The 23,761-nt window shown below is 62.7% G+C and carries 19 protein-coding genes; 10 read left to right on the forward strand and 9 right to left on the reverse strand.

Annotated features, from left to right (window positions below; genetic code table 11):
• Positions 1 to 68: 68 nt before the first annotated feature.
• From A6U98_RS02370 to A6U98_RS02395, 6 genes are all read right to left on the reverse strand, one after another.
• Complete coding sequence (locus A6U98_RS02370; protein WP_064647732.1) at positions 69 to 869, reverse strand: TIGR02186 family protein; 801 nt, start codon at positions 867 to 869, stop codon at positions 69 to 71.
• Positions 869 to 1,792: a sulfite exporter TauE/SafE family protein gene (locus A6U98_RS02375; protein ID WP_064647734.1), complete on the reverse strand. Its 924-nt coding sequence runs from the start codon at positions 1,790 to 1,792 to the stop codon at positions 869 to 871. Before A6U98_RS02375 ends, A6U98_RS02370 begins: the two co-directional genes overlap by 1 nt.
• 501 nt (positions 1,793 to 2,293) lie before the next feature.
• A complete protein-coding gene (locus tag A6U98_RS02380) occupies positions 2,294 to 6,061 on the reverse strand; it encodes a peptidoglycan-binding protein (protein WP_064647736.1) in 3,768 nt (1,255 codons plus the stop codon).
• A 331-nt stretch (positions 6,062 to 6,392) separates the two neighbouring features.
• A complete protein-coding gene (locus A6U98_RS02385) occupies positions 6,393 to 6,749 on the reverse strand; it encodes a VOC family protein (protein ID WP_280950183.1) in 357 nt (118 codons plus the stop codon).
• A 95-nt stretch (positions 6,750 to 6,844) separates the two neighbouring features.
• Positions 6,845 to 7,546: an SDR family NAD(P)-dependent oxidoreductase gene (locus A6U98_RS02390; RefSeq protein ID WP_064647740.1), complete on the reverse strand. Its 702-nt coding sequence runs from the start codon at positions 7,544 to 7,546 to the stop codon at positions 6,845 to 6,847.
• 209 nt (positions 7,547 to 7,755) lie between these two features.
• The gene (locus tag A6U98_RS02395) at positions 7,756 to 8,115 is read right to left on the reverse strand and encodes a hypothetical protein (protein WP_064647742.1); all 360 of its coding nucleotides are present in this window, start codon (positions 8,113 to 8,115) and stop codon (positions 7,756 to 7,758) included.
• A 373-nt stretch (positions 8,116 to 8,488) separates the two neighbouring features.
• On the opposite strand from A6U98_RS02395, the gene A6U98_RS02400 reads away from it, so the two are divergent.
• The 6 genes from A6U98_RS02400 to A6U98_RS02425 all read left to right on the forward strand — a co-directional run bounded on the left by A6U98_RS02400 (position 8,489) and on the right by A6U98_RS02425 (position 15,481).
• A complete protein-coding gene (locus A6U98_RS02400) occupies positions 8,489 to 10,285 on the forward strand; it encodes an acyl-CoA dehydrogenase C-terminal domain-containing protein (RefSeq protein WP_064647744.1) in 1,797 nt (598 codons plus the stop codon).
• A 200-nt stretch (positions 10,286 to 10,485) separates the two neighbouring features.
• On the forward strand, positions 10,486 to 11,694 hold the full coding sequence (locus tag A6U98_RS02405; RefSeq protein ID WP_064647746.1) for an acetyl-CoA C-acetyltransferase: 1,209 nt from the start codon (positions 10,486 to 10,488) through the stop codon (positions 11,692 to 11,694).
• Positions 11,695 to 11,696: 2 nt separating this feature from the next.
• Entirely contained in the window at positions 11,697 to 12,080 is a 384-nt protein-coding gene (locus tag A6U98_RS02410; protein WP_017990215.1) for a cupin domain-containing protein, read from the forward strand.
• Between the two features lie 16 nt (positions 12,081 to 12,096).
• Positions 12,097 to 14,310 carry a 3-hydroxyacyl-CoA dehydrogenase NAD-binding domain-containing protein gene (locus tag A6U98_RS02415; RefSeq protein ID WP_064647748.1) on the forward strand — a complete coding sequence of 738 codons (2,214 nt, stop codon included), beginning with the start codon at positions 12,097 to 12,099 and terminating at the stop codon, positions 14,308 to 14,310.
• Between the two features lie 270 nt (positions 14,311 to 14,580).
• Entirely contained in the window at positions 14,581 to 14,991 is a 411-nt protein-coding gene (locus tag A6U98_RS02420) for a YdeI/OmpD-associated family protein (RefSeq protein ID WP_245304479.1), read from the forward strand.
• Positions 14,992 to 15,271: 280 nt separating this feature from the next.
• On the forward strand, positions 15,272 to 15,481 hold the full coding sequence (locus tag A6U98_RS02425; RefSeq protein WP_003545273.1) for a cold-shock protein: 210 nt from the start codon (positions 15,272 to 15,274) through the stop codon (positions 15,479 to 15,481).
• Between the two features lie 409 nt (positions 15,482 to 15,890).
• Here the strand turns inward: A6U98_RS02425 and A6U98_RS02430 are convergent, their stop codons facing one another.
• The gene (locus tag A6U98_RS02430; protein WP_064647750.1) at positions 15,891 to 16,391 is read right to left on the reverse strand and encodes a MarR family transcriptional regulator; all 501 of its coding nucleotides are present in this window, start codon (positions 16,389 to 16,391) and stop codon (positions 15,891 to 15,893) included.
• 57 nt (positions 16,392 to 16,448) lie between these two features.
• Here A6U98_RS02430 and A6U98_RS02435 point away from each other — a divergent pair, with 57 nt between their 5' ends.
• Together A6U98_RS02435 and A6U98_RS02440 are read left to right on the forward strand one after the other, a co-directional pair.
• Positions 16,449 to 16,853 carry a GFA family protein gene (locus A6U98_RS02435; protein ID WP_064647752.1) on the forward strand — a complete coding sequence of 135 codons (405 nt, stop codon included), beginning with the start codon at positions 16,449 to 16,451 and terminating at the stop codon, positions 16,851 to 16,853.
• Positions 16,854 to 16,946: 93 nt separating this feature from the next.
• Positions 16,947 to 17,390: a nuclear transport factor 2 family protein gene (locus tag A6U98_RS02440; protein WP_064647754.1), complete on the forward strand. Its 444-nt coding sequence runs from the start codon at positions 16,947 to 16,949 to the stop codon at positions 17,388 to 17,390.
• Positions 17,391 to 17,397: 7 nt separating this feature from the next.
• On the opposite strand, the gene A6U98_RS02445 is transcribed toward A6U98_RS02440, so the two are convergent.
• The gene (locus tag A6U98_RS02445) at positions 17,398 to 18,600 is read right to left on the reverse strand and encodes an MFS transporter (RefSeq protein ID WP_064647756.1); all 1,203 of its coding nucleotides are present in this window, start codon (positions 18,598 to 18,600) and stop codon (positions 17,398 to 17,400) included.
• A gap of 137 nt (positions 18,601 to 18,737) precedes the next feature.
• Between A6U98_RS02445 and A6U98_RS02450 the strand changes: the two genes are divergently transcribed.
• Positions 18,738 to 19,295, forward strand: coding sequence for a TetR/AcrR family transcriptional regulator (locus A6U98_RS02450; RefSeq protein WP_064647758.1), 558 nt, complete (start codon positions 18,738 to 18,740; stop codon positions 19,293 to 19,295).
• Between the two features lie 277 nt (positions 19,296 to 19,572).
• On the opposite strand, the gene A6U98_RS02455 is transcribed toward A6U98_RS02450, so the two are convergent.
• Positions 19,573 to 23,097, reverse strand: coding sequence for a hybrid sensor histidine kinase/response regulator (locus A6U98_RS02455; RefSeq protein WP_064647760.1), 3,525 nt, complete (start codon positions 23,095 to 23,097; stop codon positions 19,573 to 19,575).
• Positions 23,098 to 23,316: 219 nt separating this feature from the next.
• On the opposite strand from A6U98_RS02455, the gene mscL reads away from it, so the two are divergent.
• Positions 23,317 to 23,754 (forward strand): large conductance mechanosensitive channel protein MscL, encoded by a 438-nt coding sequence (gene mscL / locus A6U98_RS02460; RefSeq protein WP_012755977.1) that lies wholly within the window; start codon positions 23,317 to 23,319, stop codon positions 23,752 to 23,754.
• Positions 23,755 to 23,761 lie beyond the last annotated feature (7 nt).

Raw genomic sequence — 23,761 nt, forward strand, 5'->3', positions numbered from 1 at the left:
AGGCCTTCATGCTCAGCGCCTTGCCGAGCCCATTTTCGGGAAGAAATCCTGAGCGCCTTGGCTGTGGATCAGTCCTTGCGGAAGATCAGGCTGGCACCCCAGCCGGTGATGACGGCGAGCAGTACGGCCGCGAAGCCGTAGAGGATCGGCTGGTCATGCGCCGCATCGGTGATCGTCTGCTCGATGCCGGTCTTGATGACCCGCAGCGGCAGCGATTTGTCGGTCACGAAAATCCCGCTCTTGAACAGGTAGGCGCGCACGGTGTGCACGCCGTTCGGAATGTTTGCCGGCAAGCGCAGGCTCGCCTTGAACAGGTTGGAGGAAACGAACCGCACCCCGCTCGGGTTGCGGTCGTAGAGCCCGCCGCCCTGCTGCAGCCGCCGGAAGGCATCGCGGAACTCGCCGAGATTGCTGCCGTCGCCGACGAAGCCGACCGGCGTCAGCGGAATGTGGTCGATGCCGATCCCCTGATCGGTCAGCTCGAGCGGTGTCGTCAGATCGTCGATCATGCGCGAGCTCGACATCGAATAGGAATGCGGCACGGCTTCGAAGGTCATCGAGCGGGTGTTCACCCAAATGCCGAAGACGCGTTCCTTCCTGCGCACTGTCGCATCCTGGCGCGGGCCCTCCAGCACTACGACCACGTCATATTGGCCGATGGCGAGCAGCAACTGGTCGGTATTCGAGAGCGCCCCGAAGATGGTCAGATCCGCGCCGTGGAAATCCGAGGTGATGGCGATTTCGCTGGTCGACGTGCCGATTTCCAACCCTTCACGCACCGCTTCCGTTGCTTGCCCCGGCAACCACTGCGCTCCGGCAACAGCCGGCAGCAGGCAAATCAATGCGATGACAGCGGCAGCCAGGCGCATCAATTGCCCGCTCCCATCACCACCGAATAGACGTCGGCCGGCGTCACCACCAAAGCGATCGCCAGACGCACGCCGACAGCGAGCACCAGCAGGCCGAGCAGGGCGCGCAGCTGTTCGCCGCGCAGTTTTTGGCCGACGCGCACGCCGTATTGTGCCCCGATGACACCCGCCACCATCAGGATGAAGGCGAGCACGATGTCGACGGAAAAGTTCGTCGCCGCCTGCACGATCGTCGTATAGGCGGTCACGAAGATGATCTGGAACAGCGAGGTGCCGACGACGACATTGGTCGGGATACGCAGCAGGTAGATCATCGCCGGCACCATGATGAAGCCGCCGCCGACACCCATGATCGAGGTGAGGATGCCGATCGCAAAGCCGAGCGCGACGATTGGAATGACGCTGAGAAAGATCTTCGACTTCTTGAAGCGCACCTTCAGCGGCAGCTTGTGCACCCAGTGCTGGTGGCCGGGCTTGCGCGGTGCGGGCGGCTCGTTGCGCGCTGCCCGACGCATGGCATTGATGCTTTCGAGCAGCATCAGCCCGCCGACGGTGCCGAGGAAGATGACATACATCAGCGAGATGATGAGATCGAGCTGGCCGATGGCGCGCAGCAGCGAGAAGATCCAGATACCGACCGTCGCGCCGGTAAGACCGCCGACCAGCAGCACCGTGCCGAGCTTGACGTCGAGCGAGCCGCGCCGGAAATGCGTGATCGCGCCCGATATCGACGATGCCACAACCTGGTTGGCGCCGGTCGCGACGGCCACGACGGGAGGAATATTGTAGAAGATCAACAGCGGCGTGATGAGAAAACCGCCACCGACGCCGAACATTCCAGACAGGAATCCGACGGCCGCCCCCATGCCGAGAATGATGAAGATGTTCACCGACAATTCTGCGATGGGCAGATAGATTGTCACAGCCGACCCCGAATGATGACCGCTCCTGCCGGGCGGTTTCTTGTCACGTCCCCGTTCGAATGCGCACCATACTGTGAAATCGTTGCCAGAGGCTTTCGATCGGCCCCGTGATTAGCCATAGAGATTGGCGGAGAGATCGGTGGCAGAGGATTCGCCGGATGCGCGGATCGATATGTCCGGGCATAATCCGGCTTTTTTCAGGTTTTGTGACAGACGACGGCAAAATTGGAAAAAGCCTTGCGGCATAGTGCCGCCAGGCCCGGATTGCTGACAAAGTCGGCCGACTCCTTCAGTTCGCGCCGACGACTGCCCCTCAGCCTAACCCTCTCCCCGTAAACGGGGCGAGGGGACGTGCCATACGAGAGGGGAGCGAGGAACGGAGAGGTTGCGGCGATCCCCCTTCGCCCCGCGTGCGGGGAGAAGGTGCCGGCAGGCGGATGAGGGGCTGCTGTCGGCGATCTCCCAGGCCGACGATGACGCCGCGCCGATGCAACGCGGGCCTCAGATTGCCTTGCCGCCCTGCTTGTTGCGTTCGAGCAGCGCCTTCACGGTCGCGTCGGTCACCTTGCCGTCCGGTTCCTGCCCGACGGACTTCTGGAAGTTTTTGATCGCGGTCACGGTCTTCGCGCCCATTTCGCCGTCCGGCACGCCGGCGTCGAAGCCGTTATTGTTGAGGATCGCCTGGATGTTGCGGATCGCCTTCTTCATATCGACGCTCGCCGTCTTGGCGCCGGTGCCGGCCCATTCGTCGGGAATGTCGATGGCGTTCGTGCGATGGTCGACCGGTTCCGCCTTCCAGAGATCGGCCTTGGCGCGTGCCCGTTCGAGCTGGTCGGGCTTCATGGCTTTGGCCACTTCGTCGCGCTTCTGCGCCGCATCCTTGTCGCCGCCCTTTGCGGCGATCGCAAACCACTTGTAGGACTCTTCGAGATCCGCCGGTACGCCGTTGCCGCGTGCGCAGAGGATGGCCAGGTTGAACTGGCTGTCGGTAATGCCGAGGTTCGCAGCCTTGGTGAACCACGAGGCGGCCGTCGCATAATCCTGCTGGCCGAGCGCGCCGGAGGCGTAGAGCACGGCGAGATTGTGCATGGCGCTTGCATTGCCCTGGTTTGCCGCCTGCTCGTAGAAACCCTTCGCCTTGGCGATGTCGCGTTCGACGCCGTTGCCCTTCTCGTACATGCTGCCGAGCCGGTATTCCGCAGGCGCAAAGCCTTTGTCGGCCGCGAGCTGGTACCAGCTCGCCGCCTGCTTCTGATCGACCGTCATGCCGTTGCGGCCGTCCGAATAACGCGCGCCGATTTCGAACAGCGCCAGCGCATCGCCGCCGCTCGCCGCATCGGCAAGCGATTTCGGCTGGACGCTGTCGGGAATGGTGATGGCAGCCTGCGGTGCGGGTGCGGGAACGAAGCCCGATGTCTCCTGTGCTGCACCGGACGGGGCGGGAGCGGCAAATGTCGCAGCCCCTTCGCCGTCAAGCGGCGTCACGTCGGTCAGATGGTCGCCGCCGACCGGCGGCGTTGCCTCCGGCTGCGCCTGTTCGGCAGCGGGCGGTACAGCATCCGCTGCCGGAGCGGTCGTTCCGAGAGCGGCGGCATCCGGCTGGGCGGGTGTCGCTTCAGGCAAGGCCGGTGACGGGTTTTCTGCCGCGCCGGTCAGCGCCGAGACTTCCGCCGGCGGCTGCGGCGCGCGCTCGCCGCTTGTCAGCGTTCGAGCAAGCGGAAAGGCCATGATGGCGAGCAGCACGGCACCGACCGCCAGCAGGATCGGCCGCCGGTAGCGCGAAAAGGCGCTGGTCTTGCCCGTCTTGTCGGAAGCCTTGCCGGCCTTGTCGGCACTCGCGCCCTTCTTCTCGGCCCTGCCGGCTGCCTGCTTCGGATTGGCATCCACCTCCATCGCGGCCGCCTGCGCCGCTCGGCGCGCAGCAGCGATGTAATCGGCGCGATCGGTTTCGCCGGCAGGCTTGCCGCGCGCCGCACTCTGGCTGGCGCGAACCCGTTCAAGGATCTTCTTCACGTCAGGTGCGCCCGAGCCCGGCTCGAGCAATTCGTTTGCCGCATCCGTCGGCACAACGTCGGTGGGGTCGATCGACGGCGCGGGGTCGATCATCGGGCGTTCGGTCGTCCGGCTCTCGGCCTTCTTGCCGGGCAGCAGCCGCTTGCCGAGGCTGGCGAGCAGGCTGGCCTTTGCCGGTGCCGCTGTCGCAGCTTCCGTCGTCCTGGTCGCGGCTTCGATGGCGATCGCGCTCGTTCCGCTCATGGCGGTGGCTTGCGCCGGGGCGACAGGTTCGGCTGCGACTTCGGCCGTACGGATAACAGGAGAAGCCTTCGCTGTCGGGGCAGCGGCCGGCGTCCTGTTCATCTCCGCTTCGGCCACCATCAGCGCATAGGGATCGACATCGAAATCGACGTCGGCGACCGGCATCTGGGCAACCGGCCGGCCGCGATCTTCCATGCCGTCGAGCCGATCGGCGATATGCACCAGCGTCTCGTGCAGCGCCTGGAAAGTCTTGTGGGTGCGTTCCTCGCCTTCGCGGCTGATATCCTCGAGGTGGCGCAGATCCTCGGCCAGCGCCGTCAGCGCCGACATGTCGGCGGCGGGCATGACACCCTGCGGACCGCCATGGCGCGAATAGGCTTCGACCACGGCCTCTGCCGCCTGGCGTGCCGCCTCGATGATATATTCATCGCTCGTCGCCATATAATCTTCGATCGCGCCCATGCGCTGGTCGAGTTCGGGGGGTATGACAGCGCTCTCGCGCGGCGCGCTCATCAGCGCCGAAAGATGGGCGATCTGGTCTTCGAGGTTCTTCAGCGCCCGCGGATCGGTCGGCGCTGCCGATGTGCTCTCTTCCAGCCGGGCGGCAATGTCGCTCAGCCGTCCTTCGAGACGCAGGAAGGCGCCGTCGTCGGCTATCGCGGCCGGTGCCGGCGCCTGCTGCTGATGGGCCATCTCGTCGATGCGCCGGGCCAGATGGTCGAGCCGCTGCGCCAGCACGTCGTTGACGGCGCCGTTCTCAAGCGCGTCGATCTTGCGGGAAATGTCGGAAAGCGTGCCGGTGAGGTCGGCCTGCGGCGCCGTCTCCTGCGTGCGCTCCAGCAGATAGGAAAGATGTTCCAGCCGTTCGTCGAGCCGCGACGTCGCTTCCGCCTTCGTCAGCTCCTCGACGCGTCCCGTCAGCGCCTCCAGCCGCATCGCCAGCTCGTCGGCCGGGTTCACGCGGTTGGCTGCGTCATGGCTCATCAGGTCGATCTGGTCTGCCAGTGCTGCAAGCCGGCTTTCCAGCCGCTGCATCAGGCCCGGATCATTCGTGGTGGCCGTGCGGCCGCTTGCCGCGATCGCCCGGCTGATCTCGTCGAGCCTGATGTCCATGGCGGCGAACTGCTCGGACATGACCCGGTCGTGCGGCTGGATCATATTGCCGAAATGCTCCATCGCCGTGGCGATCGAGATCAGCTTGTCTTCCAGCGCCCGAACGGCCGGACTTTCGCCCATGCCGCCGATATGGCGTTTGATGTCGTCGAGCCGATAAGCGAGCGAAACGAGTTCTTCCTGCAGCCCCTCGGTATCGAGCGCCGCAAGCCGGTTTTCGAAGCCGTCCCAGCGATTTTCCATATGGCGCAGCGAATCTTCGCGCGCCAGGCCGTCCATCAGCGAGCGCAGCTCTTCGAAATCCTCACGAAGGCCCGTGGCCTCCGGTGCGGCGGAGCGGCCGGTCAGCTGGGTGATGCTCTGGGCAAGGCGGCCCATATCGGCGCGCATGTCGTCGGCGAAACGGCCGTCTCCGGCATTTGTCTTGATTTCGCGCAGCTCGGCGCGCAGCGCGTTCATCTCGCGGGTGACGCCCTCGGAAATGTCGCGCTTCAGGTCCTGCCGCAGATTGACGAGCGCCTGGGCGATCTCCGTCATCGTGTCATCGCCGGCGCGGAAGGCGGGCGCCGGCACCGGGGCGGCGGCGCGCGGCGTGGGTTCACGAAGCTGCGGGGCCTGTTCGCGTGCATAGGGCCGTTCGCGGCTGGCTTCGAGTGCGCGCTGGCGTTGACGGATTTCGGCGAGCGGATCCGGCCGCGGCTCGGGCGGAGCCTTTGCGGGCCGGGGAGCATGGGAAGCGGCATAAGGATCGCGCTCGGCCGCTGCCGTGCGCGGCCGCTGTTCGCGCCCGCTGCCCATCAGCCCTTCGATGCGCGCCTCCAGCCCTTCGATCGTGCGGTTCAGCGCATCGAGCGAGGTCCTGTCGGACTGTCGGGAAGGATTTGATCGCGATCCGTTCATCTTCTTGCTCGCTTCGACTGCTCGACCTCTCGTCAGAGCTCGATCTTTGGCTTTTCCTCTGCTGCCCGCGTGTTTGCGCGGACCGGAGCGCACCATTCATAAGACGATAGTCAATTAGACTTTCCTCAAGCTGAACGATGTAGCGGCATCCTTAAGGAACGCGAGACTGGGGAAAGGAATGCGGATCGCTACTGCTCAATCCGCACCTTTCACGAAACGTGGTAAACAAGCCGTTAATGCCGATGGGAATTTTTTAACGTTTGTGTTCCAAACGCCGTTTTTGGCGGCAATTGCCCCCGAACGCGTCACATCGAATGGCGCGCTCGCGCGCTCAGGCGGGTCTGGGATATTGCAGCTCGATCTTCACGCCTTCGGGGCCGTAGACGAAGACCTGGCCGAAATCGGTGTCGGGAATATCGTAATATTCGTAGCGATAGCCGCCAGCCTTGATGCGTTCCAGCGCCGGCCCGAATTCGTAAAGGCTGAAGGCGACATGGTTGAAGATGCCGGGCGGAAAATCGGTGCTGCGCGACGTCAGGCTGAGATGGATGACCGGGCGTTCGTCCAGATAGAGCCAGTGGCCGGGCGAGGGAAAGGGCGGCCGATAGCCTTCCCTGACGCCGAGCACGGCTTCCAGGAAGCCGATCATCTCATGCGCATCGCGGGTCTCGATGGTGACGTGGTCCAGGCCGGCATCGGTGTCCTCCCAGCCAGCGTTGACGGCAAAAGTCTAGCCTGTTTGAAACCGCCGCGAAAGTTGCCTTGTTCGTCTATTGCAGCAGCTCAGAAGTTCTCCGTCCAGGGCCGGACTTCCACCTCCAGCGACCACGCGCTGCGGTGCTGGCGAAGCACGTCGATATAGGTCTGGGCGATCGACTCCGGCAGCAGCGTGCCATCCGGCTTCTCCACACGGTCCGGCCGGATCTGCGAGCGCACCGCGCCGTCGATGACGAAATGCGCGACATGGATGCCCATCGGCCCGAGTTCGCGAGCGGCACTCTGGGCAAGGCCGCGCAAGGCAAACTTGCCCATCGCGAAGGGGGCCGACTGCGCAAAGCCCTTCACGCTTGCCGACGCGCCGGTCATGAGGATGGCGCCACGGCCGCGCGGAATCATCCGACGCGCTGCCTGCTGCACCACCAGGAAACCGCCGAAAGCGGTGGTCGCGATTGCCTTCTCGACCTCGGCGGGATCGAGTTCGGCGAGCGGGCCACGCTGACGGGCGCTGGCATTGAAGATCACCACGTCAGGTCCTCCGATTGCGGCGGCAGCCTCTTCGAACAGTGCTGCGACGCTCGCCGGCTGCGAGACGTCGGCGGTAAAGGCGCTGGCGCCGGTCTCCTCGATGAGCCCTTGCAGCTTCTCGATATTGCGGGCGGCGAGCCCGACCTTGACGCCCTGCGCCGACAATTGCCGGGCAAGCGATGCGCTGATACCGGAGCCGGCGCCGACGATGAGTGCGCTCTCATAGGGAAAGTCGAACATGATGTCTTCCTCGATGGATCGTCCGTGAGACGTAGGAAGCCTGAACGGCCTTCGCCACAACTCGGCCGGAATTTCAGCTGCTGCGTCGAATCGATCGAGTAGGCACTGATGCGCGAGAGATGGATGAAGGGAAGGCCGGTCTGCGCAGACAAGTCGTTGAGGGCAGGCTCGAAGCCAAAGGCGCGACGGCTCTTTGCGCAGAGGCGCTCCTACGGCTTGTCGATCAAAAGAGGAGCCACCAACGGTTTTGGTTTGTTAGCCTTGTAAAACATTAGTCTTGCTAACGAACAGTAGCTCTTTAGATCGCCTTTGGCTTCTTTCTCAAGCCGCTTCATTTCTGACCGGAAATAGGGATCAAGGGACGGAGAGATACCGGTTCCGTACTCGTACCCGGCGAAGAAATCGCCATTTAATTCAAGCTTTTCGCAATACATACCCGCAACGATCGCCCCAGCGGAATAAGATAGGAACTGCTCTTTCGTCAATATGGGATGGGGCGGTGGTTCCTGCGCAATTACCAATGAACAACTGATCAACAATCCTGTAGCGGCACCAATTACCTGTTTCAAATGCGATTTCCCGAACGCCCTATTTCAATACGCTCCGGTATAGCAGCCGGCTACTGAACGATCGCAACCAATTTTTCGCGATGGTTAAGACAGTGCTGCTGACCTACCGCGATGCTGTGATTTGCTGCCCCCGGCCCGAAGCATTGGCCGCGCGGTGATAGACGTTTCCGCTTATACCCCGTTCTGCGATGGACAAGGAAGATGAGATGGCGTCTGCTCCGCCAGTGCTTCATGGCCCGCGGATTCGTCTCTCGAATTTTTCAAGAAAAGACGATGCAAGCGCAAAATTGACGTTTACGCAAACGTCAATATTTTGTAAGACAGTGCCCAAGGCCGGCGCGACCCGGTCAGCCGAATGGGAGGAATTTGAGAGATGCCAGTCTACAAGGCCCCGGTGAACGATACGCTCTTCGTCCTGAACGACATGCTGGGTCTGGAACGCTACAACAATCTGCCGGGTTTTGCCGATGCGACCCCCGATATGATCGAAGCGATCCTCGGCGAGGCCGGACGGGTTGCCGAGGAAGCTCTCTTTCCGCTGAACTATTCCGGTGATCAGGAAGGCTGCACTCGCCACGAAGATGCCAGCGTCTCGACGCCGAAGGGTTTCAAGGAAGCCTATAAGGCCTATCGCGAAGGCGGCTGGATCGGTCTTGCGGTGCCGGAGGAATTCGGCGGGCAGGGGCTTCCCTATACGCTGCATACCGCCGTCGGCGAATATACGTCGGCCGCCAACATGTCGCTGATGATGTATCCGGGCCTGACGCAGGGCGCGATCGCCGCACTCCTCGTCCACGGCTCCGACGAGCAGAAAGCCACCTATCTGCCGAAGATGGTGGATGGCACGTGGTCCGGCACCATGAACCTGACCGAGCCGCATTGCGGTACCGATCTCGGCATGCTGCGCACCAAGGCGGTGCCGCAGGCTGACGGCAGCTACAAAATATCAGGCCAGAAGATCTTCATCTCCGCCGGCGAGCACGACCTGACCGACAATGTCATCCATCTGGTGCTCGCCCGCATCGAGGGTGCGCCCGAGGGCACCAAGGGCATCTCGCTCTTCATCGTTCCGAAATTCCTCGTCGGCGACGACGGCGCGCCGGGCGCCCGCAACGCTGTCTCCTGCGGCGCCATCGAGCACAAGATGGGCATCCACGCCAACGCCACCTGCGTGATGAATTATGACGAGGCGACCGGCTTCCTGATCGGCACCGAAAACCGCGGCCTCAACGCCATGTTCGTGATGATGAACGAGGCCCGGCTGATGGTCGGTCTGCAGGGCATCGCCATTTCCGAGATCGCCTATCAGAACGCCGCCAACTACGCGCGTGATCGCATCCAGGGCCGCTCTCTGTCCGGCCCCAAGGCGCCGGACAAGAAGGCCGATCCGATCATCGTCCATCCGGATATTCGCCGCACGCTGATGACCATCCGCGCCTTCAATGAGGCGGGCCGCGCCTTCCTGCTCTGGACCGCGCTCAAGTCTGATATCGCCCACCGCGCTAGCGACGACAACGAGCGCCAGACGGCCGACGATATTCTCGGCCTCGTCACCCCGATCCTCAAAGGCGTGATGACCGACAAGGGCTTCGATCATGCCGTCATGGCCCAGCAGGTCTTCGGCGGCCACGGCTATATCGAAGAACACGGCATGAGCCAGTATGTGCGCGATGCCCGCATCGCCATGATCTATGAAGGCGCCAACGGCATTCAGGCGCTCGATCTCGTCGGCCGCAAGCTGGCCTTGAACGGCGGCCGCGCCGCCATGGCCCTCTTCAAGGAGATCGGCGATTTCTGCGAGGAGAACCGCAGCAACGAAAAGCTCTCCTTCTTCACCAAGCACCTGAAGAAGGGCTTGAACGACGTCCAGGGCGCGACCATGTGGTTCATGCAGAACGCCATGGCCAAGCCCGACAATGCCGGCGCCGGCTCGACCGACTACATGCACCTCTTCGGCCTCGTCATTCTCGGCTATATGTGGGCGAAGATGGCCAAAGCCGCCGAGGATGGCCTTGCATCAGGCGATGCCGCCCGCGAGGATTACCTGAAGAACAAGCTGGTCACCGCCCGCTTCTTCATGGAACGCCTCATGCCGGAAACCGCGCTTCGCAAGGCTCGCATCGAGGCCGGCGCCGACACGATGATGGAACTGGCCGCCGAAGCGTTTTGACAGCGTACTCTCTTCTCCCCAGCGGGGAGGAGATGTCCGAAGGACAGATGAGGGGGTGAGCGACGAAGGAGCGAGCGGCCGTAAGGCTGAGTTTGCTGCGAGCGCCCCCTCATCCGACCTCTTCGAGGCCACCTTCTCTCGTTGGGGAGAAGGGGACTAAAATTCACCGGCGCCGCCGCGCCGTCAGGGAGATGAGACAAATGACCGAGGTTTTCATTTACGACCACGTGCGTACGCCGCGCGGCCGCGGCAAGAAGGACGGCGCCCTGCATGAGGTGCCCTCCGTCCGCCTCGCGGCAAAGACCCTGGAGGCAATCCGCGACCGCAACGGGCTCAATACGGAAACGGTCGATGACATCATTATGGGCTGCGTCGATCCGGTCATGGATGCCGGCGCCGTCATCCCCAAGGCCGCCGCCTTCGAAGCCGGTTACTCCACGAAGGCGCCCGGCATGCAGATCTCCCGCTTCTGCGCCTCCGGCCTCGATGCCGTCAATTTCGGTGCGGGCAAGATCGCCCAAGGGGCCGACGACATCGTCATCGCAGGCGGTGTGGAAAGCATGTCCCGCGTCGGCCTCGGCATGTCCGGCGGCGCCTGGTTCATGGATCCTTCGGTGAATTTCCCGGCCTATTTCATGCCGCAGGGTGTCTCAGCCGATCTGATCGCCACCAAATACGGCTTCAGCAGAACCGATGTCGACGCTTACGCGGTCGAGAGCCAGAAGCGCGCCGCCCATGCCTGGGAAAAGGGCTGGTTCGACAAGTCGGTCATCCCGGTCAAGGACCAGAACGGCCTGACGATCCTGGCTAAGGATGAACACATGCGCCCCGGCACGGATATGCAGGCGCTCGCCTCCCTCAATCCGTCCTTCCAGATGCCCGGCGAGATGGGCGGCTTCGAGGCCGTCGGCATCCAGGCCCATCCGGAGATCGAGCGCATCAACTATGTCCACCATGCCGGCAATTCCTCCGGCATCGTCGATGGCGCCAGTGTCGTCCTGCTCGGCTCCAAAGCCGGCGGTGAGAGCATGGGCATAAAGCCGCGCGCCCGCATCAAGGCTTTCGCCAATATTGGCTCGGATCCGGCCCTGATGCTGACCGGGCCTGTCGACGTCACCGAGAAGCTGTTGAAACGATCAGGCATGAGCCTTGCCGACATCGACCTCTTCGAGCTCAACGAGGCCTTCGCCGCCGTGGTTCTGCGCTACATGCAGGCCTTCGACATCGATCACGACAGGATCAACGTCAATGGCGGCGCCATCGCCATGGGCCATCCGCTCGGCGCCACCGGCGCGATGATCCTCGGCACGGTGCTGGACGAACTTGAACGCCGCGACCTCAACACCGCGCTGGTGACGCTCTGCATCGGCGCCGGCATGGGTACCGCAACGGTTATCGAAAGGGTCTGACGATGGGCTTCAACACCGGCACGATCGAAACCGAATATGCCGAGGTCACCGAGCACTGGTCGCCCCGCGTCATCGCCGATCTCAACGGCCAGAGCGTCAAGCTCGCCAAGGTCCAGGGCCAGCTGACCTGGCATTCGCACCGCGACGAGGACGAGCTTTTCCTCATCTGGAAGGGGTCGCTGACCATCGAATATCGCGACCGCCCGCATGTGCATCTGAGCGCCGGTGATTTTCATGTCGTGCCGAGAGGTGTCGAGCATAATCCGGTTGCCGAGGAGGAATGCTGGATCGTGCTTTTCGAGCCGTCGCAGACCAAGCATACCGGCGATGTCGTCACCGAAAAGACGAAGACCTTAGACGCGCAGCGCAGCCATTTGCCGGCCTGATCGGGGAGGAAACCCAATGACCTACACCAATTTCACGCTCGAAACCGACGCCGACGGTATCGCTCTCGTCACCTGGGACATGCCCGGTAAATCGATGAACGTCTTCACCGCCGAGGTGATGGCCGAACTCGACGCCATCATCGACGCCACGACCGCCGATGCCGCCGTCAAGGGTGTCGTCTTCACCTCCGGCAAATCCTCCTTTTCCGGCGGCGCCGATCTGTCGATGATCAAATCGATGTTCAGTTCCTACCAGGAGGAGAAGGCAAAGAGTCCAGAGACGGCGGTGCAGAACCTCTTCGGTCTGGTCGGCCGCATGAGCGGCCTGTTCCGCAAACTCGAAACCTCGGGCAAGCCCTGGGTGTCCGCCATCAACGGCACCTGCATGGGCGGCGCCTTCGAACTGTCGCTCGCCTGCCACGGCCGCGTCGCCTCCAATGCCAAGAGCGTCAAGATCGCGCTGCCCGAGGTGAAGGTCGGTATCTTCCCCGGCGCCGGCGGCACGCAGCGTGTGCCGCGGCTGGCAAACGCCCAGGATGCGCTGCAGATGATGACGACGGGCCAGTCGCTGACCGGCTCCCGCGCCAAGGCGATGAACCTCGTGCATCAGGTGGTCGAGCCGGATCAGCTGATCCCAGCCGCCAAGCAGATGATCAAGGATGGCCTGAAGCCGGTCGCCCCCTGGGACGAGAAGGGCTTCAAGGCGCCGGGCGGCGGCATCTGGACGCCGGCTTCCGCACAGCTCTGGCCGGCAGCGCCAGCGATCCTGCGCAGGGAAACATCCGGCAATTATCCGGCAGCGCTTGCCATCCTGAAATGCGTCTACGAAGGCCTGCAGGTGCCGTTCGACACCGGTCTGAAGATCGAGCAGCGTTATTTCACCGAGGTGCTGCAGACCCGCGAAGCCTTCTCGATGATCCGTTCGCTGTTCATCTCCATGCAGGAACTCGGCAAGGGCGCCCGCCGCCCGGCCGGTCACCTCAAGACCGAGCTGAAACATATCGGCGTCGTCGGCGCCGGCTTCATGGGTGCCTCGATCGCTTATGTCACCGCCGCCGCCGGCATTCCCGTGACATTGATCGACCGCGACATCGAAGCGGCGACCAAGGGCAAGACCGTCTCCGAAGGCCTGGTCAAGGATTCTGTCGGTAAGGGGCGTCTTACGCAGGATGAAGCAGCCGCATTGCTCTCCCGCATCACGCCCTCGGCCGACTATGCCGACCTCGCCAATGCCGATCTCGTCATCGAGGCGGTGTTCGAGGATCGCGAGGTGAAGAAAGCAGTCATTGAGGCGGTCGAAGCCGTGCTGCCGGAAGGCGCGATCTTCGCCTCCAATACCTCGACCCTGCCGATCTCAGGTCTCGCCAAGAATTCGAAACGCCCGGCCGATTTCATCGGCATCCACTTCTTCTCGCCTGTCGAGAAGATGATGCTAACCGAGGTCATCCTCGGAAGCGACACCGGCGACAAGGCGCTGGCCGTCGCTCTCGACTATGTTGCAGCCATCAGGAAGACGCCGATCGTCGTCAACGACACCCGCGGCTTCTTCGTCAATCGCTGTGTGCTGCGCTACATGTCGGAAAGCTACGACATGCTGATCGAGGGCGTACCGCCTGTGATGATCGAGAATGCCGCCAAGATGGCCGGCATGCCGGTTGGCCCCCTGGCGCTGAACGACGAGGTCGCCATCGACCTCTCGCTAAAGATCCTCAAGGCGACGGTCGCCGATCTCGGCGAAAAAGCCATCGACCCCAGGCATATGGAACTCATCTCCCGCATGGTGGAAAAGGAGGGCCGTTTCGGCCGCAAGAATTCCAAGGGCTTCTACGACTACCCGCCGAAACCGGCGAAGAAGTCCCTCTGGCCCGACCTGAAGACCCTCTACCCGCAGAAGCAGGCGGATGAAGTTGACGTCAAGGTCCTGAAGCAACGTTTCCTCGTCACCATTGCGCTCGAAGCCGCCCGCACCGTGGAGGAAGGAATCGTCACCGATCCGCGCGAGGCGGATGTTGGGTCGATTCTGGGCTTTGGCTTCGCGCCCTATACCGGCGGAGCGCTGAGCTATATCGACGGGATGGGTGCGAAGGCTTTCGTGGAACTGGCTGAAAAGTTAGCTGCTGCCTACGGAAGTCACTTCAATCCGACGCCGCTGCTGGAGGACATGGCCGCCAAGGGAGAAACGTTTTACGGGCGGTTCGACCCCTATGCGAAGGTGGGGAAGGCGGCTTAGGCCGCCTTTTAAACTGTGCCGCTCTTCCCGGATTTCAAATGTTGAATGGGACAGCGTGACGACGGTAATCTGAACCGCAAGCAACACACGCTTCGCTGTCACCCGGACCGGACCGCCCATGCAACCATCAACCGACATCCTCGCCTTCGCCGATCCGATGGAGTGGGAATCCTGGCTCCGCGTGCATCACGCAGCATCGACCGGCGCCTGGCTGAAGATCGGTAAGAAAAATCCGAACGAACCCTCATCACCATCGACGAGGCGTTGGATGTGGCGCTCTGTTACGGCTGGATTGACAGCCAGCGCAAGGGGTTTGACGCGAACTCCTACCTGCAGCGCTATTCGCCCCGGCGCGCCAAAAGTCCGTGGTCCAAGCTCAATGTCGATCGGGTCACAGTACTCGTGGAAGCCGGGCGCATGCGGCCCGCGGGCCTTGCCGAAGTCGCTGCCGCCAAAGCCGACGGACGCTGGGCTGTCGCCTACGCTCCACAACGCGATGCCGGCCTGCCGGACGATCTGGCGGCGGCGCTCGCTGAGAACGCTGCCGCTGGCGCTGCCTTTGCTCGGCTCGACAAGACCGGCCAATATGCAATCGTCCTGCCACTCCTGAAGGCAACGACCCCGGAAGTGCGGGTCGCCCGCCTCGGTAAGGCGATCACCAGGTTGGCGCGGGCCGAATAGACGGTATTTCAGCTTCTGCAAAAAATCTCGCCCCCGGTTTTCCGCGCCACGCGGCAGGCAAAGACCTGTCCGCGGTGTCTGAAACGTCGCCGATTTCCCTAGCTGCGGCCTTGTCACGGACACAATTTCCGATTACATATCCGCGCATCGATCTTGCTAGATGAACTTTGAAACGGCCTCGCGTCGTTCCTGGCGAACTTCCTCCAAAATCGGTTTTCATCGCCGCTCGGCATTTGTTCGAGTTGCATTCTTCTATGAACGATTCGAAAAGGATATCGTCATGAGCACAGGTACCGTAAAGTGGTTCAACGCAACCAAGGGCTTCGGCTTCATTCAGCCGGATGACGGCGCAGCCGACGTTTTCGTCCACATCTCCGCCGTTGAACGCGCTGGCATGCGCGATCTCAAGGATGGCCAGAAGCTGTCTTACGAGCTCGTTCGCGACAACAAGTCCGGCAAGATGTCGGCAGACCGCCTCCAGGCGGCCTGAGCCTATAAGGCTTTTGAATATCATCTCCGGATCGTGACCACGGATGTACTGGCACGGTTCGTTGAGATACCAGGGAAGGTCGGGGTAACCCGGCCTTTTTTTGTGTCCGGCCGGTTGATGCCGTGCCCTTTCCCCGGATGCGTCCGCGATACCCCTCTGCCCTGCCGGGCATCTCCCCCACAGGTGGGGAGATCACAAGTGGCATGAACTTCCTGCCCATCTACCGTTTCGTCGTGCTGGACGCCGATTGTTTGGGGAAGCGGGTGCGCCCAGCCGATCTCCCCACCTGTGGGGGAGATGCCCGGCAGGGCAGTGGGGGGCGGCCACGGCACGACCTTAAAGAATCTTTCGCACCGTGAAACTGAATACGTCGCTGGCGACAACAAGCCCCGTAAGACAGGCAAGTCCCTCAACCTCCTGGCGCCTCGCCAGCCTCCAGCATCTCCATCACCCGCGCCATCACCGCCCGTGCCGCATCGAGTTCGGCTGACGTGAACGCAGCGCCCAGCCCGTCGGCCCATCCGGCTTGTGCGACCTCGATGACGCCGAGCCGCGCCGACCCTTCTTCCGTCAGCCGCACGAGCTTGGCGCGCTGGTGCTGCGGGTTGTCGGCATAGGCGATCAGCCCTTCACCCTCCAGCACATCGGTAAGCCGTTGCACACCCTGGCGGGCGAGGCCGAGCGCACGGGCGACCTGCGCCACCGACATGTTGCCGCGCCGCGCCGCGGCCAGCACCTGCCAGCGCGCGCTGGTTTGCCCTGCCGGCTTTGCCAAATGGTCGCCCGCCGCCGTCAGATGGCCGGCGAGGCGAAGGGCGGTGATCGCGAAAGCGGAAAAAGCATCCCCCTCGATCGTCCGCTCCGGTCGATTTAGTTTGACAACATGTTGTCGATTTTGTATCTCATTCATAATGACAACACATTGTCATATCGGGACACTGAAGGCAACGCCGAAGGAGGAAAGCGCGTGAAGAAAACCTACAAGGGAAGCTGCCATTGCGGCAAAGTACACTACGAAGTGGACATGGATCTCGAGGAGGGCACCGGCCGCTGCAATTGTTCGATCTGCGCCAAACGGCGCTATTGGGGCGCCAACGTCAAGCCGGAGGATTTCCGGCTGATGTGCGACCAGGCGGAAACGGCCGACTATCAGTTCAACACGATGAGCGGTCATCACCGCTTCTGCCGCACCTGCGGTGTGCCGGCCTATGGCGATGGTTATGTCGAAGCGATCGGCGGCGCCTATGTTTCGATCAACATCGCCTGCCTCGACGATATCACACCTGAGGAACTGGCAGCACTGCCGGTCCGTTATGCCGACGGCAGGCACGATGCCTGGTGGAACGAACCGGCGGTGACGAGTTATCTGTGACGTAATTCCAAAAGTGCGCAGCGGTTCTATCGCTGATGTCGGATCGTCGTCCTCCCCTTCGTCCTCTGTCCATAACGGAGAAGGAGAACGACCGTGAAAGACGAAGCGAATGCCAGGATCGAGGAAGAGGCGATCATCGCCATGCTGATGATGCGGGCCAAGGCGCTGGGTGAGAAGAACGCCAGCGATGCGCTTTCCTATGAGACGGAGGATTCCGTCGAATTTTCGCTGGCGCCGCCGCTTGCCTATTACGGCCAGGACGAGGCGGGTCTGCAGGCATGGTTCGATACCTGGGAAGGCCCGATCGGCGGCGAGGTGCGCGATGCCAGACTGACGGTTGGCGAGGATGTCGCTTTCTGGAGCGGCCTCACGCGCATGACCGGGACCAAGAGAGATGGCACCGAAGTCGATCTCTGGTTCCGCCAGACCCTCGGTCTCGTCAAGCAGGACGGCCGCTGGTTGGTTGCCCACCAACACGCCTCGGTGCCCTTCGCCATGGATGGCAGCGGCCGGGCGCTGCTCGATCTGAAGCCGTGAAGGAATGTCAGGCAGCACTCCCCGCGACCTTCCGCCGGTCGGCGCGAATGCTCATTAGTCCGACGCCCATCAAAAGCAGGATCGCCGTCGCATAGATATCGGTCGTCAATGCGTAACCGGCCGATTTCGCCAGGAACCCTGCAAGGATCGCCGGCAGGCTGAAGGCGAGGTAGCTCTGGACGTAGAAGGCCGACAGCAGCCCGGCCCGCTCGTCCGGTTTGGCGAGCGGCATGATGGTGCCGATCGACCCGAGGAAATTGGTGCCGAAACCGACACCGGTAAAAATCGTGCCGACGAGCAGCAGCGGCACATTGGCAAGATGCACGCCGGCAACGACCGTCAGGATGCCGAACGTCTTGGCCGACACGCCGAAAGCGAGATTGGCCGAGGCCGTCTTGCTGCGCCTGAGATAGACGGCGATTGCTCCGCTCACCATCAGCGCGGTGACGACGGCTCCGCCCGTCAGCGGCGCCCGGCTGCCGGTCGTGGTAGCGACCAAGGACGGGACCAGCGAGAGATAGAAGCCGGCAAGCGTCCAGTTGGCGATGTTGATCGGCGTCACCAGCGAGAGCGGCCGCTTCACCTGCTTGGGAACGGTGACCCGCGGTATCAGCGAGCCGAGCGCGCCGGGTCGCTTGGCCCCGGTCTCGCCTGTCAGCCAGATGGCGGCCGCCTGCAGCGTGAAGGCGACGAGCAGCAGCGCATAGGTGAGATGCATCGGGAAGGGGCCGTATTGGATCAGGGCGCTGGTGCCGACTGCCCCCACCGCCATGCCGCAAAGCGGCGCGATCGAATTGACGATCTGTCCCTTTGCCCGGTCGACATCGACGAGCGCCGCTCCGATCGAGGCGCCGGCGATCCCGGTTGCCAGCCCCTGCACGATCCGCGCCGCGATCAGCCAGTCGGGACCGCTTGCGACGACGAAGAGGCCCATGGCGACGATTTCGAGCACGAGAGCGAAAAAGATCACCGGCTTGCGGCCGAGATGATCCGAGATCGAACCGGCGATCAGCAGCGCCGCCAGCAGCGCGAAGGCGTAGACCGCGAAGATCACCGTGATCAGCACCGGCGAAACGGAAAAACTTTCCTGATAGATCCGGTAAAGCGGCGTCGGCGCCGCGGAGGCGCCGAAAAAGGTCGCGAGCGTCAGCGCATGAAAGCCGATCGAGGGGCGTGGCGAATTCTCGGTGGATTTGGCTGCGGCGACCATATATAAGCTCCTTAAAGCTAAGCCGTTGCGTTAGCTTATGTAGAGCTGGCGCCTCATAAAAGCAAACTATTTGCGTTAATAGCTCTGTCAAAGATTTTGAACCAACGGTGTCAAGGGGCGAAAGTCGGGTTGCAGGCATGACAGTCAAAGAGAACCTCCGTCCGGGCGGCAGAAGCGCCCGGGTTCAGGCATCGGTGCACAAGGCAGTCCGTGAGCTGCTGGCGGAGATGAGCCGCGCCGAGGTGACGATCCCGCTGATCGCCGGCAAGGCGGGGGTGACGCCGTCGACCATCTATCGCCGCTGGGGCGACCTGCAACAGCTTCTCGCCGATGTCGCCGTCGATCGGCTGCGGCCGGATATGCAGCCGATCGATGCCGGCAGCGGCAAGGCCGATCTCGAAGCTTGGGCCGAGCAATATGCCGAGGAAATGTCCTCCGGCCCGGGCCGCGAGATGATCCGTGACGTGCTGGCGGCGCAGGCCGGGGCAAATGCCTGTAAATGCGCCGAATATACCCGCCAGCAGATCGGTCTCATCGCCGAGAGGGCAAAGGCCCGCGGCGAGGCCTTTCCGGATGTCGAGCGCGTCATGGATCAGGTCGTGGCGCCGATAATGTACCGCATCCTGTTCGGCGACGTGCCGGATGCAGCGCGCGTGCGCGATCTCGTCGCTCGAGTCATGGACGCGGCGCTTTAGAGCCTTTCCGGGTTAGATTGCAGCATTCTGCCGGAGCAGGTTTTCGTCAGGGCAAAGGCGATTGGCGAAGGGCATACCTCTTGGTACGTGCGAGCCGATCGCCTTTGTCCTGGCGGAAAGATGCCCGGCCCTTCGGGTTGGCTGACGGGCCGGCTGATCGACCGGCCGGCTTGGCCGTAGATCTGGGCTACGACGCGCGCCGACCGGTCGACCATCCGACTCCGTTTGAGCCAACAGAATGCTTCAATCTAACCCGGAAAGGCTCTAAGCCTGTCTTTTACTCTGCGGCTGCGCGCTTGAGGCCGGAAATCTGGGTGATATAGGCGCGCAGCGCCGCCGGCCGCACCGGCTTGTGCTGAACGGCGATGCCGTATCGCTCGGCCTCGCTGCGGACCTCCGGCGTGCGGTCGGCCGTGATCAGCAAAGCGGGGATATCGGCGCCGAACCGCCGGCGCAGATGCAGGATGGCGGCAATGCCGGTGCCGTCGCCGAGATGATAATCGGCGATGACGATGTCAGGCGGTCCCTCCTGGCCATCGACGGCGGTGACGTCGGCGAGACAATCCAGCGCCTCCACCTCGCAGCCCCAGCCGCTGATCAACAGCCGCATGCCTTCGAGGATCTTCGGCTCGTTATCGATGCAGAGGATCTTCAACCCACTCAGCGGTTGGCCGGGACGGTCGGCGGGCGCAACCGCTGCTGCAGCCGCGGCCGGGCGCGAGACGTCGAGCGGCATGGAGATGCGGAATCCCGTGCCCTTGCCATGCGTCGACTGCAGCTCGACCGGATGGTTGAGCACGCGGGCGATGCGGTCGACGATCGACAGGCCGAGCCCGAGGCCGGAGGCGGTTTTCGCGCCTTCGTCCAGCCGCGCGAATTCCTTGAACACCGTGCGGAATTTCGACGGTGGGATGCCGATGCCGGAATCGATCACCTGGATGATCACCTGGTTGCCGCGCCGCCGCGCCCCGACCAGCACCTTGCCTGAAATCGTGTATTTGATGGCGTTCGAAACCAGGTTCTGCACCAGCCGGCGCAGCAGGTTGGGGTCGGAACGGACCCTGAGCGACGTCGGCATGACCACCAGCTTCAGCTGTTTTTCCCTGGCGATCGGCGCAAAGTCGGTCTGGATACGCTCCAGCAGGTCGGAGAGCGCGACGGAGGCGAGCCGCGGCCGCATGGCGCCGGTATCGAGCCTGGATATATCGAGCACCGCGCCGAGAATGGTCTCGACCGATTCCAGCGCGGAATCGATGTTGCGCACGATCGGGCTGTTCTCGGATTGCGCCATGCGCTCGACCAAGGCCGAGGAATAGAGCCGGGCGGCATTGAGCGGCTGCAGGATATCGTGGCCGGCGGCGGCGAAAAAGCGCGTCTTGCCGATATTCGCCTCGTCGGCCGCAGCGCGCGCCTCGCCGAGTTCACGGTTGACGCGGGTAAGCTCGGCCGTGCGTTCGGCGACGCGCTGCTCCAGCGTTTCATTCGCCTGTTTCAGCGCCTGGTCGGCGCTGACGCGCTGGGTGATGTCGGTGAAGGTGGCGACGATGCCCTTGTCGGGCATGGCGTTGGAGCGCACCTCGATGATCCGCTCACCGCCGCCGAGCACCAGCGAAAAGGGTTTGTCGAGCGTCAGGAAATGCCGCACCGTCTGGCTGAGATCGCCGGGCGCGATATCGCCGCGCTGGATGAGCGTGGTGACGATATCGGACAAGGGAAAACCGACTTGGCCGGCACTTTCCGGCAGATCCAGCAATTGCCGGAAGCGCCGGTTCCAGATCGTTAGCCGGTTGGAACTGTCGAAGACGGCAATGCCCTGGTCCATCTGCGAAAGCGCCGTCTGCAGCATGTCCTGGTTATATTGCAGCGCCTCGCTCGCCTGGTCGAGCAGCCAGGCGGTGTCGGAAGAGGCATCCTCGATCTTCTGCAGGATCAATGACAGCACCAGCCGGGCCGAGGACGAGCCGATGGCGCTGCCGAGCAGCTGTTCGCTGAAGTGGATGAGAGCCATGTCGGCCGGTTGCTCATCCTCCAGCTTGCGGCCGGAGCTTTGTTCGTAAGTCGTCAACGAGCGCTGCATGCGCTCTTCGCCGAGATAGCGCGAGATCGCCGCCTTGAGATCGCCGACGCTGATACGGGTCTTCCAGCCGCGCGTGGCAAATTGCGAGCGCGAATGCCGCTTGACGAATATGCCGGCCTGAATGCGCTCCAGCGGCTTGGCGTTGCGGGTGAGCGAGCCGACGACGAAGAAGGCGCTGTTGACGAGCAGGCTCATCGCCGTCGCATTGACCAGCGGATCGGCGTCGGGCGCGGTGAACAACGTGGTCCCGGGAAAGATGAAGCCGAGCACCGCACTTGCCACATAGGAATAGTCGGGGCCGCCGAGCGAGGGCAGGAACAGCAGGTAGATCCAGATGACGAAGCCGGAGGTAAGCCCGAGGATCGCGCCGCGCGCATTCGCCCGCCGCCAGATCAGCCCGCCGAACAGCGCTGGGGCAATTTGTGCGATGGCGGCAAAGGAAAGCAGGCCGATCGAGGCAAGGCCGGCGGTGCTGTCGGTCGAACGGTAATAGGCGTAGCCGAACAGCAGCACGGCGAAAATGGCGCTGCGGCGGATGTTGAGTAGTGTCTTGGCGAAATTGTCGCGCAGGCTGGCGCGGCCGGCGAGTTTTCGCCTGAGGAAGATCGGCATGATGATGTCGTTCGACACCATGATCGACAAGGCGACAGAATCGACGATGACCATCGCCGTTGCAGCAGAGAAACCGCCGATGAAGATGATCAGCGAGATGACGGGCATCTGGCCGGCAAGCGGCAGCGACAGCATGTAGAAATCGGCATTGCCGGTGCCGCCGAAGGTCAAGAGCCCGCCGATCGCTACCGGCAACACGAAGAGATTGATGGCGATAAGATAGCTGGGAAACAGGAAGCCTGCGAGTTTCAGCTGTTTCGGGGTTCGGTTTTCGACAACCGTCACGTGGAATTGCCGCGGCAGCAGGATGATCGCAAAGGCCGACAAGATGATCAGGGTGATCCAGCGGCTGATCGGCGTATGGTAGCTGAGCGCCGACATGACCAGCTCATTGTCGACCGTCTTGCGCCACAGATCGGTCGGGCCGTCGAAGAGAAACCAGACGACGCAGACGCCCGCCGTCAGGAAGGCGACAAGCTTGACCACGGATTCCATCGAGACGGCGAGGATGAGGCCATCCTGATGCTCCGTCGCATCCGTATGCCGCGTGCCGAACATGATGGCAAAACAGGCAAGCACCAGCGTCGCGAGGAGCGGCAGGTCGAGGAAGTAGAGATTGCCGCTGCCGATGCCGTAATCGGACGGATTGACCATGGCGCTGACGGTGCTGGAGATCGCCTTGAGCTGCAGCGCGATATAGGGAATGGCGCCGATCAGCGAGATCAGTGCGACGATCGTTGCGACCGTCGGGTTCTTGCCGTAACGGGCGGCGACGAAATCGGCGACCGAGGTGAGCTTCTCCGCCTTGGCGAGCTCGATGATGCGGCGAAGCAGTGGCATGCCGAGCGTGAAGACCAGGATGGGGCCGATATAGATGCCGGCAAATTCCAACCCGCGCTGCGCGGCAAGCCCGACGCTGCCGAAATAGGTCCAGGAGGTGCAGTAGATCGCAAGGCTCAGCGCATAGACCACCGGCCATCCGCCTTCCAGCGTGCCCGGGCTGCGGTCGAGCGTAGCTGGGCTGCGGTTCTTGCGGTCGCCATAGCTGGCCACGGCGAAAAGCAGGAGCAGATAGCCGAAGGCAGACGCAAATATAACCCAGCCTGGAAGCATTGACCCTCCGCCGGCGGAAAACCTGCCGGGACCTCCCGCAACGTGGGCAGCTTAAGTCATTTCAGACACTTTGAGAATTCCCGCCGGTCTAGGCCTTAAGTCAAAGACCGCAGGGGTATCCCCAAATAATTGCGATTGCCGATTGATTAATTGCAATGAAGATGTAGCTAATAAAAACAATTGCATATCTTTGAAATGGATCAAAGGGAGACGGATCCGATGCTCAATGAGTTCAAGGCCTTTATCGCCCGCGGCAATGTCATGGATCTTGCAGTCGGCGTCATCATCGGCGGCGCCTTCGGTGGCATCGTCAAATCTTTGGTGGATGACCTCATTATGCCGATCGTCGGCGCCATTTTCGGCGGCTTCGATTTTTCCAATTACTTCCTCCCACTCTCCTCGGCCGTCAACGCGCAGTCGCTCGCCGCCGCCCGCGAGCAGGGAGCAGTTTTTGCCTATGGTAGTTTCCTCACCGTGCTCATCAACTTCCTCATTCTCGCCTGGATCATCTTCCTGATGGTCAAGGGCGTGAACACCCTGCGTGCCCAGGTCGAGCGCCAGGAAAAAGTGGCACCGGAAGAGCTGCCAGCGCCGCCGGCAGACGTTCAGCTGCTGACGGAAATCCGCGATCTTCTCGCCACGCGCCCGACGGCTTGATCCGGGC

Origin of the sequence: Rhizobium sp. WYCCWR10014, from assembly GCF_001657485.1 — a bacterium.
GTDB lineage: Bacteria > Pseudomonadota > Alphaproteobacteria > Rhizobiales > Rhizobiaceae > Rhizobium.

Excerpts from the sequence above, each read along its gene's own strand:
- A6U98_RS02370 (WP_064647732.1), bottom strand. The coding sequence starts at position 869 with ATGCGCCTGGCTGCCGCTGTCATCGCATTGATTTGCCTGCTGCCGGCT.
- A6U98_RS02380 (WP_064647736.1), bottom strand. The coding sequence starts at position 6,061 with ATGAACGGATCGCGATCAAATCCTTCCCGACAGTCCGACAGGACCTCG.
- A6U98_RS02390 (WP_064647740.1), bottom strand. The coding sequence starts at position 7,546 with ATGTTCGACTTTCCCTATGAGAGCGCACTCATCGTCGGCGCCGGCTCC.
- A6U98_RS02400 (WP_064647744.1), top strand. The coding sequence starts at position 8,489 with ATGCCAGTCTACAAGGCCCCGGTGAACGATACGCTCTTCGTCCTGAAC.
- A6U98_RS02405 (WP_064647746.1), top strand. The coding sequence starts at position 10,486 with ATGACCGAGGTTTTCATTTACGACCACGTGCGTACGCCGCGCGGCCGC.
- A6U98_RS02410 (WP_017990215.1), top strand. The coding sequence starts at position 11,697 with ATGGGCTTCAACACCGGCACGATCGAAACCGAATATGCCGAGGTCACC.
- A6U98_RS02415 (WP_064647748.1), top strand. The coding sequence starts at position 12,097 with ATGACCTACACCAATTTCACGCTCGAAACCGACGCCGACGGTATCGCT.
- A6U98_RS02425 (WP_003545273.1), top strand. The coding sequence starts at position 15,272 with ATGAGCACAGGTACCGTAAAGTGGTTCAACGCAACCAAGGGCTTCGGC.
- A6U98_RS02430 (WP_064647750.1), bottom strand. The coding sequence starts at position 16,391 with ATGAATGAGATACAAAATCGACAACATGTTGTCAAACTAAATCGACCG.
- A6U98_RS02445 (WP_064647756.1), bottom strand. The coding sequence starts at position 18,600 with ATGGTCGCCGCAGCCAAATCCACCGAGAATTCGCCACGCCCCTCGATC.
- A6U98_RS02450 (WP_064647758.1), top strand. The coding sequence starts at position 18,738 with ATGACAGTCAAAGAGAACCTCCGTCCGGGCGGCAGAAGCGCCCGGGTT.
- A6U98_RS02455 (WP_064647760.1), bottom strand. The coding sequence starts at position 23,097 with ATGCTTCCAGGCTGGGTTATATTTGCGTCTGCCTTCGGCTATCTGCTC.
- mscL (WP_012755977.1), top strand. The coding sequence starts at position 23,317 with ATGCTCAATGAGTTCAAGGCCTTTATCGCCCGCGGCAATGTCATGGAT.